At 72.8% G+C, this 14,127-nt stretch carries 12 protein-coding genes; 8 read left to right on the forward strand and 4 right to left on the reverse strand.

Annotated features, from left to right (window positions below):
- Window positions 1-4: 4 nt before the first annotated feature.
- Together ACZ7LV_RS14100 and ssgD are read right to left on the reverse strand one after the other, a co-directional pair.
- Window positions 5-1,627 (reverse strand): ABC-F family ATP-binding cassette domain-containing protein, encoded by a 1,623-nt coding sequence (locus ACZ7LV_RS14100; RefSeq protein ID WP_471939092.1) that lies wholly within the window; start codon window positions 1,625-1,627, stop codon window positions 5-7.
- Between the two features lie 324 nt (window positions 1,628-1,951).
- Complete coding sequence (ssgD, locus tag ACZ7LV_RS14105; protein ID WP_471939094.1) at window positions 1,952-2,368, reverse strand: spore wall synthesis regulator SsgD; 417 nt, start codon at window positions 2,366-2,368, stop codon at window positions 1,952-1,954.
- 231 nt (window positions 2,369-2,599) lie between these two features.
- On the opposite strand from ssgD, the gene ACZ7LV_RS14110 reads away from it, so the two are divergent.
- The 3 genes from ACZ7LV_RS14110 to mmpA all read left to right on the forward strand — a co-directional run bounded on the left by ACZ7LV_RS14110 (window position 2,600) and on the right by mmpA (window position 3,910).
- A complete protein-coding gene (locus tag ACZ7LV_RS14110; RefSeq protein WP_401666256.1) occupies window positions 2,600-2,923 on the forward strand; it encodes a plasmid stabilization protein in 324 nt (107 codons plus the stop codon).
- A 56-nt stretch (window positions 2,924-2,979) separates the two neighbouring features.
- Window positions 2,980-3,678, forward strand: coding sequence for an endonuclease V (locus ACZ7LV_RS14115; RefSeq protein ID WP_471939096.1), 699 nt, complete (start codon window positions 2,980-2,982; stop codon window positions 3,676-3,678).
- 85 nt (window positions 3,679-3,763) lie between these two features.
- A complete protein-coding gene (gene mmpA, locus ACZ7LV_RS14120; RefSeq protein ID WP_471939097.1) occupies window positions 3,764-3,910 on the forward strand; it encodes a morphogenic membrane protein MmpA in 147 nt (48 codons plus the stop codon).
- Window positions 3,911-3,979: 69 nt separating this feature from the next.
- Here the strand turns inward: mmpA and ACZ7LV_RS14125 are convergent, their stop codons facing one another.
- Window positions 3,980-5,170 carry a saccharopine dehydrogenase family protein gene (locus ACZ7LV_RS14125; protein WP_471939099.1) on the reverse strand — a complete coding sequence of 397 codons (1,191 nt, stop codon included), beginning with the start codon at window positions 5,168-5,170 and terminating at the stop codon, window positions 3,980-3,982.
- Window positions 5,171-5,603: 433 nt separating this feature from the next.
- Here ACZ7LV_RS14125 and ACZ7LV_RS14130 point away from each other — a divergent pair, with 433 nt between their 5' ends.
- The 3 genes from ACZ7LV_RS14130 to ACZ7LV_RS14140 are packed head-to-tail and all read left to right on the forward strand — an operon-like array spanning window position 5,604 to window position 10,211.
- On the forward strand, window positions 5,604-6,782 hold the full coding sequence (locus tag ACZ7LV_RS14130; RefSeq protein ID WP_471939101.1) for a CaiB/BaiF CoA transferase family protein: 1,179 nt from the start codon (window positions 5,604-5,606) through the stop codon (window positions 6,780-6,782).
- The gene (locus ACZ7LV_RS14135) at window positions 6,779-7,993 is read left to right on the forward strand and encodes an acetyl-CoA C-acetyltransferase (RefSeq protein ID WP_471939103.1); all 1,215 of its coding nucleotides are present in this window, start codon (window positions 6,779-6,781) and stop codon (window positions 7,991-7,993) included. The genes ACZ7LV_RS14130 and ACZ7LV_RS14135 overlap by 4 nt, the downstream gene beginning before the upstream one ends.
- Before the next feature lie 34 nt (window positions 7,994-8,027).
- On the forward strand, window positions 8,028-10,211 hold the full coding sequence (locus ACZ7LV_RS14140) for a 3-hydroxyacyl-CoA dehydrogenase NAD-binding domain-containing protein (RefSeq protein ID WP_471939105.1): 2,184 nt from the start codon (window positions 8,028-8,030) through the stop codon (window positions 10,209-10,211).
- Here the strand turns inward: ACZ7LV_RS14140 and ACZ7LV_RS14145 are convergent.
- Entirely contained in the window at window positions 10,197-10,901 is a 705-nt protein-coding gene (locus ACZ7LV_RS14145; RefSeq protein WP_471939107.1) for a MerR family transcriptional regulator, read from the reverse strand. The genes ACZ7LV_RS14140 and ACZ7LV_RS14145 overlap by 15 nt on opposite strands.
- A 269-nt stretch (window positions 10,902-11,170) precedes the next feature.
- Between ACZ7LV_RS14145 and ACZ7LV_RS14150 the strand changes: the two genes are divergently transcribed.
- A complete protein-coding gene (locus ACZ7LV_RS14150) occupies window positions 11,171-12,628 on the forward strand; it encodes an amino acid permease (RefSeq protein WP_471939108.1) in 1,458 nt (485 codons plus the stop codon).
- Window positions 12,629-13,145: 517 nt separating this feature from the next.
- The gene (locus tag ACZ7LV_RS14155; protein ID WP_471939109.1) at window positions 13,146-14,054 is read left to right on the forward strand and encodes a PfkB family carbohydrate kinase; all 909 of its coding nucleotides are present in this window, start codon (window positions 13,146-13,148) and stop codon (window positions 14,052-14,054) included.
- Window positions 14,055-14,127 lie beyond the last annotated feature (73 nt).

A 14,127-nucleotide genomic window follows, 5' to 3' on the forward strand; every position in this document is an offset into this window, starting at 1 on the left:
GAAGCTAGGAGGGATACCCGACAGCTTCCGGCGTGATTTCCCTGAGTTCGCCGTCCAGCAGCAGCCAGCGCGTGATGCCGATCGACTCCAGGAAGGGCAGGTCGTGGCTGGCCACGATCAGCGCCCCCTCGTAGGACTCCAGGGCCGTGGTGAGCTGCCGTACGCTCGCCATGTCCAGGTTGTTCGTCGGCTCGTCCAGCATCAGCAGTTGCGGGGCCGGCTCCGCCAGCATCAGCGCGGCAAGGGTCGCGCGGAAGCGTTCCCCGCCGGAGAGCGTGTCCGCCCGCTGGTCGGCCCGGGCGCCCCGGAACAGGAAGCGCGCCAGCCGCGCCCGGATCCGGTTGTTGGTGGCGCCCGGCGCGAACCGGGCCACGTTCTCGGCGACCGTCAGCCCACCGTCGAGGACGTCCAGCCGCTGCGGCAGGAAGCGCAGCGGCACGTGCGCCGTGGCCTGACCGGACACCGGCGTCAGCTCTCCGGCGACGGTGCGCAGCAGCGTGGTCTTGCCCGCGCCGTTGCGCCCGACCAGCGCGATCCGCTCGGGACCGTGCAGATCGAGGCCGCCCTCGACACGGGCGCCGTAGGCGAGCTCCAGGTCCCGCAGGGTGAGCACGCTCCGGCCCTGCGGGACCGCGGTGTACGGCAGGTCGACGCGGATCTCGTCGTCGTCCCGCACGGCGTCCACGGCCTCGTCGAGGCGCTCCCTGGCCTCGGCGAGCTTCTCCTCGTGCATGATGCGGTGCTTGCCTGCGGACTCCTGCGCCGCGCGCTTGCGCGCCCCCATGACGATCTTCGGCTCGCGCTTCTGCTCGAACATCTTCTGGCCGTACCGCTTGCGGCGGGCCAGCTTGACCTGGGCGTCGGCCAGTTCGCGCTTCTGCTTGCGGAAGTCGGCCTCGGCGACCCGCACCATCCGCTCGGCCGCCTCCTGTTCGCTCTCCAGGGCCTCCTCGTAGGCCGAGAAGTTCCCGCCGTACCAGGTGATCTCCCCGGAGCGCAGATCGGCGATCTGGTCGACCAGTTCGAGCAGCTCGCGGTCGTGGCTGACCACCACCATGACGCCCGGCCAGGCCGCCACGGCCGCGTACAGCCGCCTGCGCGCGTACACGTCGAGGTTGTTGGTGGGCTCGTCCAGCAGCAGGACGTCCGGCCGCCGCAGCAGCAGGGCCGCCAGGCGCAGCAGGACGGACTCACCGCCGGAGATCTCGCCGACCGTGCGGTCCAGACCGACATGGCCGAGGCCGAGTTCGCCGAGGGTCGCCAGGGCGCGCTCCTCGACGTCCCAGTCGTCGCCGACGGTCTCGAAGTGCGCCTCGCTCGCGTCGCCGGACTCGATGGCGTGCAGCGCGGCACGCCGGACGGCGATGCCGAGGACCTCGTCGACGCGCAGGGCGGTGTCCAGGGTGACGTGCTGCGGGAGGTGGCCCACCTCGCCCGCGACGCGCACGGTGCCGTCCGTCGGGCGCAGCTCGCCCGCGATCAGCTTGAGCAGGGTGGACTTCCCCGAACCGTTGACGCCGACGAGCCCGGTCCGGCCGGGGCCGAAGGAGGCGTCGAGGCCGTCGAGGACCGAGGTGCCGTCGGGCCAGGCGAAGGTGAGGGACGTACAGGTGATCGAAGTATGCACAAAGGCCTCGCGGTTGCTTGAAGCGTTCAGGGGCAACGCGTATCGAGACACCGGAAGGCGGCGACCACCGCGCGGGCCGACGGGCCCAAGGGGTGCGGGAGCACAGGCGAAGCCCTGCTCCGCCAAGGACGGCTCGAACGCCGAGGTCGCACGCGGCATACACACCCGTCAGGTGTGCAGCGGTGTCTCAGGACCTCAGACGAGCAACGTCCTTCTCCAATCGGCGGCAACAGGACTCATACAACGTACGAGGGGCGCCAGGGCCTGTCAACGGAATAACGGGCGCCCGCGGTCACGACGCCCCGCACACCGGAAAGGGCCTGGTCAGCAGGCGTCCCGCAGCAGCTCCGCCAGGTCGTGGTCGAGGTCGAGGCAGGCGTGCTCCAGGCCCTCGGGCACCAGCACGCGCGTCGCCTCCAGGAACCGGCGCAGTTCGCCCGAGCGGACGTGCACGACGGCCGTGCCCTCCGGGGCGTGGAACTCCAGCACCGTCCGGTCGTAGGCGTAGGGCCGCACCCGCACGTCGCCGCGGCCCTCGGGCTCGTGCATGCCGGCGGCGAGCAGCTCACGGGAGAACGTCCAGCAGACCTCCTCGTTCCCCAGCGTGGCCGGGGCCGGGAACGTCATCCGGATCGCGAACGGATCCGCCAGGTCGTAGGTGAGCGTCGCGGGGATGCTCGGCATCCGGGGGGCGGCGGCGACGAGACGCGCCTCGACTGACTGCTCGATGACGGTGGACATCGCCTTGCTCCCTTGTGACGGCCGGACGGCATTCCGGTGTGAGGCCGGGCACTGGGTGAGACGACGGAATCCGCGCATCCGTGCACCCGCGCGCGCAGTGACGTACGTCACCGTGCCCGGCGCCGGGGGCGCGGTCGCGTCGCCGGTCCGGAGAGCTGCTCGCGCCCCGGGTGTCGTATTCACCCACGAGGGGGGTACTCGTTCGCCCGATGTGAGAGGAAGTGAGCGGACATGCCGAGCGGTTCGAGCCCCAAGCGGGAACGGCAGTACGAGCACATCAAGCAGAGTGCTCAGGACCGGGGCGAGAGCGCCGGGCGCGCCAAGGAGATCGCGGCCCGCACGGTGAACAAGGAACGCGCACGCTCCGGCGAGTCCAGGACCGCCGGCCGGACCTCCACCGAGGACATGTCGTCCGGCAGGCGGGGCGGCCTGCGGTCCGGGAAGGGGTCTCAGGGCCCCACCTACGACCAGCTGTACCAGGAGGCCAAGCGGCGCAACATCCACGGCCGTTCGGACATGAACAAGCAGCAGCTGCGGCGCGCGCTCGACAAGTGACCCGGCCCGAGCGGCCCGAGGGCAGGACCGCCCGGCCCCGTACCCTCGTCCTCACCATGACGACGACCGTAGGCATCCCCGAGGACTGGCCGGCCACCGAGGAGCAGGCGCGCGCCGTGCAGGACGCGTTGCGCCGCCGGGTGGTGCTCGACGAGCCGGGGCCCGCGCCCGGCACCGGCCATGTCACCGGCGTCGACGTCGCCTACGACGACGAGCGGGACGTGGTGGCGGCCGCGGCCGTCGTGCTGGACGCGGCCACGCTCGACGTCGTCGCCGAGGCCACGGCCGTCGGGCGGATCTCCTTCCCGTACGTGCCCGGCCTGCTCGCCTTCCGCGAGATCCCCACCGTCCTCGCCGCCCTCGACGCCCTGCCGGTCCCGCCCGGCCTGGTGGTGTGCGACGGCTACGGCCTCGCCCACCCCCGCCGCTTCGGGCTCGCGAGCCACCTCGGCGTCCTGGCGGGCCTGCCCACGATCGGCGTGGCCAAGAACCCGTTCACCTTCACCCACACCGACCCGGCACCCGCGCGCGGGTCGTCGTCCCCCCTGCTCGCGGGCGACGAGGAGGTCGGCCGGGCCCTGCGCACCCAGCAGGGCGTCAAACCGGTCTACGTGTCCGTCGGGCACCGCGTCTTCCTGGACACGGCCTGCGCCCACGTCCTGCGCCTCAGCCCGCGCTACCGCCTGCCGGAGACCACCCGTCTGGCCGATTCGCTGTGCCGCCGGGCCCTGCGCGAGGCGACGGCCGGCGCGTAGCTGAGTACACGGGCCCGCCGTGACCGGGCCCGTCTGAGTACCCGTACGGATGCCGGCGCCCCGCCCGGTCGGCAGGGTGGGCCGCATGACGACACACCGCGCCCCCGATCCCGCCGCCCGCCCGAGCCGCCCCGTGGAGCGCGCGATGGCCGCGGCCCTGTCCCTGGCCGTACTGGCGGGCCTGGCCTGGCTCGGCGCGATGATCTACACGCTCGCCGAGTGGACGACGTGACGGCCCCCGCCGGTCCGCCGTTCAGGCACGGCGGGCGCCGGAGCGGGCCCCGCGTCGTGGGCGCCGGGACTACCTGCTGGCCGCCAGGCGGAAGGTGATGCCCGCGGCGCGGAGGCGGTCGAGGAGCGCGTCGCCCATCGCCACCGCCGTGGTGACCTGGCCGGCGGTCGCGGGCAGCTCGTCGAAGGCCAGGGACAGGGCGCCCTCGGCGAACATCTTCGCCGTCTCGCCGTACCCCGGGTCACCGCCCGCGACCTCGGTGAACACCTTGCGGCCGCCGCCCTCGCCCACGAAGCGCACGGAGAACCAGCTCTTCGCCCGCCGCTCCGCGCTCGGTCCCTGTCCGGGCTTGAGGCGGTCGGACAACCAGCGCCGCGCGGGCGGCAGTTGGGCGGCCGCCGCGAGCGCGCCGACCGCCGCGACCCCGCCCACCGCCACCGGCAGCCGCCGTACCGCGGCGTAATGCCGGTAGCGGAAGTCGGGGCCGTAGCGCTCCAGGGCCTTCGCCGAGCGGCGCACGATCTGCGGGTCGATCGTCGGCAGCGGCAGCGCCCAGGCGCGCACCTCCGGGACGAACCGCGGCGCACCGGACGGCGCCGTCGCGCGCCGCCCCACCAGCCGGGGCTCGTGCCGGTGCCGTTCCCGCGCCGCGGCCGCCATCTGCCGCGGCCGCGCGAACTGGTTCAGCGCCGAGGCGAACGTCCCGCCCGAGAAGGTCGCCTCGACCGCGACGAACCCGTCCACCGTCAGCGGCACGCCGGCGGGCAGCTGCTGGACGGTGAAGTACACACCGAGGTCGTGCGGCACCGAGTCGAACCCCGCCGCGTGCACCAGCCGGGCCCCGGTCTCCCGCGCGCGGGCGTCGTGCCGGACGTAGGTCAGGTCGACGAACTCGGGTTCACCCGACAGGTCGAGGTAGTCGGTCCCGTTGTCCGCGCAGGCGGCCACGAGTTCCTCGCCGTAGGTCACGTAGGGACCCACCGTCGTGGCCACCACACGCGCATGCTCGGCGAGGCGGCGCAGCGAGGCCGGGTCGGTCACGTCGGCCCGCAGCACCCCGATCTCCGGGCCTTCGGGCGAGCGCTCCCGCAGCCGCTCGCGCAGCCGCGCCAGCTGCAGCTCACTCCGGCCGGCCACGGCCCAGCGCAGGTCCTCGGGGGCATGCCGGGCGAGGTACTCGGCCGTGAGCGTCCCCACGAAGCCCGTGGCTCCGAAGAGCACGATGTCGTACGGACGGTCCGCCCTGGACGGCTTGTTCATGACACCCCTCGCTTCTGCAGCCCGCGCCGCTGTCGGTGGCTGAGGCTAGCGTGAGCGGTGCGGAGCCCGACGACGAGCCCGGAGGTGGACGGTGACGGTGCCCGGGAACGCCCCGAAGAAGTGGGAAAAAGCGCGCGCGTCCGCGCCTTCGCCGTCCGGTGCGGTCGCGGAGCGCCCCTGGGGCGGGCCCGTCGCCGACCCCGGCACGAGGAGCCGCGGCAACAGCCCCCGCGACGCCGCCCCCGAACGCCTGATAGCGGGGCCGGACGCCCGCTGACGCCGCTCCGGCGTGGTGGCGCGGCCGGTCACCTGGCACCCTGATGTCTAAGCGCTTGCTCGTTCCGGCTCCTCCGGGCCTTGTGCCCACCGGAACACGTTCTTACCATCACCGGTGTTACATCAGTTGTGTCACAGCGACAGGGGGCTGCAGACCATGGCGAAGACGCCACCGCACGGCCCGCTCACCGGCGTACGCGTGGTCGAGCTGGCCGGAATCGGCCCCGGCCCCTTCGCCGGCATGCTCCTCGCCGACCTCGGCGCCGACGTCGTGCGCGTGGACCGCCCGGGCGGCGGCGGCCTCGCGATCGACCCCCGCCACGACCTCACCAACCGCGGCAAACGCTCGGTGGTCGTCGACCTGAAGACCCCGGACGGCCCCGCCCGCGTCCTGGACCTCGTGGCCCGCGCCGACGTCCTGATCGAGGGCAACCGCCCCGGTGTCGCCGAGCGCCTCGGCGTGGGCCCCGAGGCCTGCCACGCCCGCAACCCGGCGCTCGTCTACGGCCGCATGACCGGCTGGGGCCAGGACGGCCCGCTGGCCCAGCGCGCCGGCCACGACATCGCCTACATCGCGCCGACCGGCACCCTCGGCATGATCGGCCGTCCCGGCGAGCCCCCGGCCGTCCCGGCCAACCTGGTCGGCGACTACGCGGGCGGCTCCCTCTACCTGGTCGTCGGTGTCCTCGCCGCCCTGCACCACGCCCGCGCCACGGGCACCGGTCAGGTCGTCGACGCCGCCATCGTCGACGGCACCGCCCACCTCACCGCGATGATCCACGGCATGCTCGCCGCCGGCGGCTGGCAGGACCGGCGCGGCGCCAACCTCCTCGACGGCGGCTGCCCGTTCTACGGCACCTACGAGACGGCGGACGGCGAGTACATGGCGGTGGGCGCGCTGGAACAGCAGTTCTACGACGAGTTCGTGTCCCTGATCGGCCTCGCCGACCAGGCCCCGGCACGCAAGGACGTCACCCGCTGGGAGGAACTGCGCGAGGCCGTCGCCGCCCGGTTCAAGACCCGTACCCGCGACGAGTGGACCGCCCTCTTCGAGAACACCGACGCCTGCGTGGCGCCCGTGCTGTCGCTGCGCGAGGCGCCGCGCCACCCGCACCTCGCCGCGCGCGGCACCTTCACCGAGCACGGTGGCATCACCCAGCCCGCCCCCGCGCCCCGCTTCTCCGCCACCCCGACCGCCGTCCGCGGCGGCCCGGCACTGCCCGGCGCCGGCACCGCCGACGTGGCCCGCGACTGGGACGTACCGAGCCTGACGCACGACGGGACCCCGACGTCCGAAACCCCTGCGAAAGCCCCTCACCGAAAGGCCCCCCAGTGACCACCGAAGCGTACGTGTACGACGCGATCCGCACCCCGCGCGGACGTGGCAAGGCGAACGGCGCCCTGCACGGCACCAAGCCCATCGACCTGGTCGTCGGGCTCATCCACGAACTCCGCGACCGCTTCCCGGGCCTCGACCCCGCCGCCGTCGACGACATCGTGCTCGGCGTCGTCGGCCCCGTGGGCGACCAGGGCTCCGACATCGCCCGGATCGCCGCCGTCGCCGCGGGCCTGCCGGACACGGTGGCGGGCGTCCAGGAGAACCGCTTCTGCGCGTCCGGCCTGGAGGCCGTCAACATGGCGGCGATGAAGGTCCGCTCGGGCTGGGAGGACCTCGTCCTCGCGGGCGGCGTCGAGTCGATGTCCCGGGTGCCGATGGCCTCGGACGGCGGCGCCTGGTTCAACGACCCGATGACCAACCTCGCGACCAATTTCGTCCCGCAGGGCATCGGCGCCGACCTGATCGCCACCATCGAGGGCTTCTCCCGTCGCGACGTCGACGAGTACGCGGCCTTGTCGCAGGAGCGCGCGGCGACCGCCTGGAAGGAGGGCCGCTTCGCCCGCTCGGTCGTGCCCGTGAAGGACCGCGCCGGCCTCGTCGTCCTCGACCACGACGAGCACCCCCGCCCCGGCACCACCGCCGACTCGCTCGCCAAGCTGAAGCCGTCGTTCGCGGACATCGGCGACCTCGGCGGCTTCGACGCCGTGGCGCTGCAGAAGTACCACTGGGTCGAGAAGATCGACCACGTGCACCACGCGGGCAACTCCTCCGGCATCGTGGACGGCGCCGCCCTCGTCGCGATCGGCTCCAGGGAGGTCGGCGAACGCTTCGGCCTGACCCCCCGCGCGCGGATCGTGTCCGTCGCGGTCTCCGGCTCCGAGCCCACCATCATGCTCACCGGCCCCGCCCCCGCCACCCGCAAGGCGCTCGCCAAGGCCGGGCTCACCATCGACGACATCGACCTCGTCGAGATCAACGAGGCCTTCGCCGCGGTCGTCCTGCGGTTCGCGCGGGACATGGGCCTGTCCCTGGACAAGGTCAACGTCAACGGCGGCGCCATCGCCCTCGGCCACCCGCTCGGCGCCACCGGCGCGATGATCCTCGGCACCCTCGTCGACGAACTGGAGCGCCAGGACAAGAGGTTCGGCCTCGCCACGCTGTGCGTCGGCGGCGGCATGGGCATCGCCACGATCGTCGAGCGCGTCTGACCCGGCCCGTCCCAGATCCCGATACGGAGTAGCAATGACCGAGAGCACCACCATCCGCTGGGAGCAGGACGAGACCGGCGTCGTCACCCTCGTCCTCGACGACCCGAACCAGTCCGCGAACACCATGAACGGGGCGTTCCGCGCCTCCCTCGCCGCGGTCACCGACCGGCTGGAGGCCGAACGGGACTCCATCCGCGGCATCGTCCTCACCTCCGCCAAGAAGACCTTCTTCGCCGGCGGCGACCTGCGCGACCTGATCCGGGTCACCCCGGAGACCGCCCAGGACCTGTTCGACGGCGGTCTGGCCATCAAGCGCGACCTGCGCCGCATCGAGACGCTCGGCAAGCCGGTCGTCGCCGCGCTCAACGGCGCCGCACTCGGCGGGGGTTACGAGATCGCCCTCGCCTGCCACCACCGTGTCGCCCTCGACGCCCCCGGCTCGAAGATCGGCTGCCCCGAGGTCACCCTCGGCCTGCTGCCCGGCGGCGGTGGCGTGGTCCGCACCGTCCGCCTGCTCGGTATCGCCGACGCCCTCCTCAAGGTGCTCCTCCAGGGCACCCAGTACAGCCCCCGCCGCGCCCTGGAGAACGGCCTGGTCGACGACGTGGCCGGGACACCCGAGGAGATGCTCGCCAAGGCCCGCGCCTTCATCGACGCCCACCCCGAGTCGCAGCAGCCCTGGGACAGGCCCGGCTACCGCATCCCCGGCGGCACCCCCGCCAACCCGAAGTTCGCGGCCAACCTGCCCGCCTTCCCCGCCACCCTGCGCAAGCAGACGAACGGCGCCCCCTACCCCGCTCCCCGCGCCATCCTCGCCGCCGCCGTCGAGGGTTCCCAGGTCGACTTCGAGACCGCCCAGGTCATCGAGGCCCGCTACTTCGTGGAGCTGGCCGCCGGACAGACCTCGAAGAACATGATCCAGGCGTTCTTCTTCGACCTCCAGGCCGTCAACTCCGGGGCCAACCGCCCGGCGGGCGTCGAGCGCCGCCAGGTCGGCCGGGTCGCGGTCCTCGGCGCCGGGATGATGGGCGCCGGCATCGCCTACTCCTGCGCCCGAGCCGGCATCGACGTCGTGCTCAAGGACGTCTCCCTGGAGGCCGCCCTCAAGGGCAAGGAGTACTCCGAGAAGCTGTGCGCCAAGGCCGTCGCCAAGGGCCGCACCACGCAGGAGAAGGCCGACGCGCTGCTCGCCCGCATCACCCCCACCGCCGAGGCCCAGGACCTCGCCGGCTGCGACGCGGTGATCGAGGCCGTCTTCGAGGACACCGCGCTCAAGCACAAGGTCTTCCAGGAGATCGAGCAGATCGTCGCGCCGGACGCGCTGCTGTGCTCCAACACCTCCACGCTCCCCATCACCGCCCTCGCCGAGGGGGTGCAGCGCCAGGGCGACTTCATCGGGCTGCACTTCTTCTCGCCGGTGGACAAGATGCCGCTCGTCGAGATCATCAAGGGCGAGCGGACCGGTGACGAGGCCCTGGCCCGCGCCTTCGACCTGGTCCGGCAGATCAACAAGACGCCGATCGTCGTCAACGACTCGCGCGGCTTCTTCACCTCCCGTGTCATCGGCCACTTCATCAACGAGGGCGTGGCGATGGTCGGCGAGGGCGTCGAGCCCGCCTCCGTCGAGCAGGCGGCGGCCCAGGCGGGCTACCCGGCCAAGGTGCTCTCCCTGATGGACGAGCTGACGCTCACCCTTCCGCGCAAGATCCGCAGCGAGACGAGGCGGGCCGTCGAGGAGGCGGGCGGCACCTGGACCCCGCACCCGGCGGACGCCGTCATCGACCGCATGGTCGACGAGTTCGGGCGCACGGGCCGCAGCGGCGGCGCCGGCTTCTACGAGTACGGCGAGGACGGCAAGCGGGCCGGCCTGTGGCCGGGGCTGCGCGAGCACTTCACCCGCGCGGGCACCGAGGTCCCCTTCCGGGACATGCAGGAACGCATGCTCTTCGCCGAGGCGCTCGACACCGTCCGGCTGCTGGAGGAGGGCGTGCTGACCTCGGTCGCCGACGCCAACATCGGCTCCGTCCTCGGCATCGGCTTCCCCGGCTGGACCGGCGGCGTCCTGCAGTACATCAACGGCTACGAGGGCGGCCTGCCCGGCTTCGTAGCCCGCGCGCGGGAACTCGCCGAGCGCTACGGCGACCGCTTCCTGCCGCCGGCGCTGCTGGTCGAGAAGGCGGAGAAGGGGGAGCGGTTCAGCGACTCAGCCCGTTCCTGACTCCGCGAGCCACTCGCCCAGCTCCTCCTTGAGCGACCGCTGAAACGTGGTCAGGAGCGCCTGCACCACCAACGGGTGCATGTGGGCCGACAGGGACTTCACGTCCCGCGGCCCACGCTCCGACACCTCACCGCGGAAGAGCTGGGCGAGCTCGCGCGCGGCGGCGCGCGAGTGCGCGATGAGCACGCCCCGCGCCGCCAGGATGGCCTCCTCGGAGAGCGGTACGTCCAACAGCCGCACGCCGAGCCGCAGCAGCCCGAGGTCGACGTCGCACGCGCCGTCCCCCGGCCGGACCACGCCCATCGCGCCCAGCCGCTCGACGTCGGCGTCGCTCAGGGGCCGCCCCGCCCGCCGCTCCAGCTCCGCGCGCGTCATGCTCTCCACGGTGTCCGGCGCCCAGGAGGCCACGACCGCCCGGTGGATCGCCAGGTCGTGCGCGCTGAGATCCGCCGGCAGCTGCCGCAGATAGCGCTCGATGGCGGCCAGCGTCATGCCCTGCCGTTGCAGCTCCTCGATGAGTTCCAGCCGGGCCAGATGCCCGCGCCCGTAGTGCCCCACGCGCCGTCGGCCGATCTCGGGCGGCGGCAGCAGGCCCTTGCTGCCGTAGAAGCGCACGGTGCGCACCGTGACGCCCGCCCGCGCTGCCAGCTCGTCGATCGTGAGGGTCGGCTCCTCGGCGTCGGTCGTCATGTCCAGCAGTATCGCTGTCCCACCAGTGCTGTGAAACCTCGTGCGCACCCCGCGTGCACGCTGTGGTGAACCGAAGATGATCGTGGGGTGACCTTGGGGTGACCGTGTGAGAAGCAACGCTCTGTGACGCGAGCCACCGTCGGGGGGTCGATTCGTGTGGGAAGGTGCTGCCTTGGTCTGTGCCACGTCACGAGCGCGGTCACGGACCGGAGTCACGTACGGACACCCGAGCGCACAACGTTCGGGCGCACCAGAGAGTGGTACCACCCGTGAGCAAGGAAGCCGTGGACACGGCCAAGATCACCGCCGGGAACGGGACGACCACGACGCCCGCGGACGCGGGCGACGCCGGCTACAGCAAGGATCTCAAGGCCCGTCACGTCAACATGATCGCCATCGGCGGCGCCATCGGCACCGGCCTCTTCCTGGGCGCCGGCGGCCGTCTGCACAGCGCGGGCCCGGCGCTCGCGCTGGCCTACCTGGTCTGTGGCGTCTTCGCCTTCTTCGTCGTCCGGGCCCTCGGCGAGCTGGTCCTGTACCGGCCGTCCTCCGGGTCCTTCGTGTCGTACGCGCGCGAGTTCCTCGGTGAGAAGGGCGCCTACGTCGCCGGCTGGATGTACTTCCTGAACTGGTCGACGACCGGTATCGCCGACATCACCGCGATCGCGCTCTACACGCACTACTGGAGCATGTTCACCGACATCCCCCAGTGGGTGCTGGCGCTGATCGCCCTCGCGGTGGTCCTGGCGGTGAACCTGATCTCGGTGAAGATCTTCGGGGAGATGGAGTTCTGGTTCGCGATCATCAAGGTCGCGACGCTGGTCGGCTTCATGCTCGTCGGCATCTTCCTGCTGGCCACCCAGCACGAGGTCGGCGGCACGACGCCCGGTCTGAGCGTGATCACCGACAACGGCGGGTTCCTGCCGCACGGCGTGATGCCCGTCGTCCTCGTGATGCAGGGCGTGATCTTCGCCTACGCCGCGCTGGAGCTGGTCGGTGTCGCGGCGGGCGAGACCGCCGAGCCGGAGAAGGTCGTCCCGCGCGCGGTGAACTCCATCATGTGGCGCGTCGGCCTGTTCTACGTCGGCTCCGTCGTCCTGCTGGCGCTGCTGCTGCCCGGCTCGGTCTACTCCGCCGACCAGAGCCCCTTCGTCACGGTGCTGTCGAAGATCGGCGTTCCCGCGGCCGGCGACGTGATGAACCTGGTCGTCCTGACCGCGGCCATGTCGTCCCTCAACTCCGGTCTGTACTCGACGGGCCGCATCCTGCGCTCCATGGCGATGGCGGGCTCCGCGCCCAGGTTCACCGCCCGTATGAACCGCAGCCAGGTGCCCTATGGCGGCATCCTGCTGACCTGCGCGGTGTGTGTGCTCGGCGTCGGCCTCAACTTCCTCGTGCCGGCCCAGGCCTTCGAGATCGTGCTGAACGTCGCGTCCCTCGGCATCATCAGCACCTGGGTGATCATCATGGTCTGCCACCTGGTCTTCGTCCGGCGCGCCCAGGCGGGCCTGGTGCGGCGTCCGCACTTCCGGCTGCCCGGCAGTCCGGTCACGGAGATCGCCACGATCGCCTTCCTGCTGGCCTGCCTCGCCATGATGTGGAACGACCCCGAGGTCGGCCGCAAGACGCTGCTGCTGATCCCGCTGATCGCGGTCATGCTCGTCGGCGGCTGGTACGCCCTGCGCCGCCGCGACGCGCACCAGGAACCGGCCCGTCCGACGAACTAGCCCCCACTGTCGGCGGCCCCTACGGTGGCGTGATGTCGAAGATCACCATCCAAGGCGACGCCACCGCCCCGTCACTCCACCGCGGAGCCCGCGCGCCGAAGGGGCGCGCCCTGAAGCGGCGCGGGGAACTGCGCGCCCGGCCCGGGACAACCCGTAGGGACTCCCGGCTCGGCGGGGTTCACCGTGCGGATGCACGCCCCGGGAGAGGGCGCGAGTACGTCCGGGGCGACGCCCCCATCCGGTCTCCCCGCGGTCAGCGGCGCGCCCTGAAGGGGCGCGGGGAACTGCGCGCCCGGCCCGGGACGGCCCGCAGGGACTCCTGGCCCGGCGGGGTTCACCGTGCGGATGTACGACCCGGGGGAGGGCGCGAGTACGTCCGGGGCGACGCCCCCATCCGGTGTCCCCGCGGTCAGCGGCGCGCCCGGCACGGGACGGCCCGCAGACACCCCCTGCCTGGTGGGCCCACGGCGGGTATCGGGTTCACGGCGACGGTCCGCGACCACGCGGAGGGCGTCAAGTGAGCGAAGGTATCGACGTGCTCGTGCTGGGTGGGGCCGGGGTGGACACGATCGTGTACGTGCCGGAGTTGCCGCTGCCGTACGCCGACAGCTACATGATCGATTCCGGGATCCGTACCCGTGCGGGCCAGACCGGCGACTTCGTCGCCCTCGGCCTCGGCGCGCTGGGCCTGCGCACCCACCACCTCGACCTGCTCGGCGACGACCCCGAGGGCGACCTGGTCCGCGCCCTGCACCGGGACAGGGGCATCGCCCTCACCGCCGTCCCGCAGCCGGCCGGCACCAAGCGCGCGGTCAACCTCGTCGGCCCCGACGGCAGGCGGCTGTCCCTGTACGACACGAGCCGCGCACACGCCGACGACCGGCTGCCCGAGGCGACGGTCCGGACACTGGCGGAGTCGAGCCGCCACGTCCACGTCTCCCTCACCCACCCCTGCGCGCACGCCCTGCCCGTCCTGCGCGAGACCGGCGTGCCGCTCTCCACCGACCTGCACGACTGGGACGGCGAGAACGCCTACCACGAGCCCTTCGCCCTCGCCGCCGACATCGTCTTCGTCTCGGCCGCCGCCCTCACCGACCCCGAGCGCACCATGCGCCGCATCGCCGAACGGGGCCGCGCCCAGCTCGTCGTCGCCACGGCAGGAGCCGAGGGCGCGTACCTCCTCGCCGACGGCGACCTGACCCGCGTGCCCGCGGTGGCGCCGCCCGCCCCGGTGGTGGACTCCAACGGCGCGGGGGACGCCTTCGCCGCGGCCTTCCTCTTCGGCCACCTCGGCGGTGAACCGCCCCACCGGTGCGCCCTGTACGGCGCGATCGCCGGCGCCCACGCCTGCACGGTGCCCTCGACCGAGGCGGACGCGATAGGACGGCGCGAACTCCTCGCCCGCGCGGCCGCGACGACGGGGTAGGGGTCGCCGATACCGCGATCGCCGGGGGAGTGGCCGGCGGCGGACGCCGGGACGGCCGGCAACAGGGACGCCG

This window comes from Streptomyces sp. NPDC107562 (genome assembly GCF_055657325.1).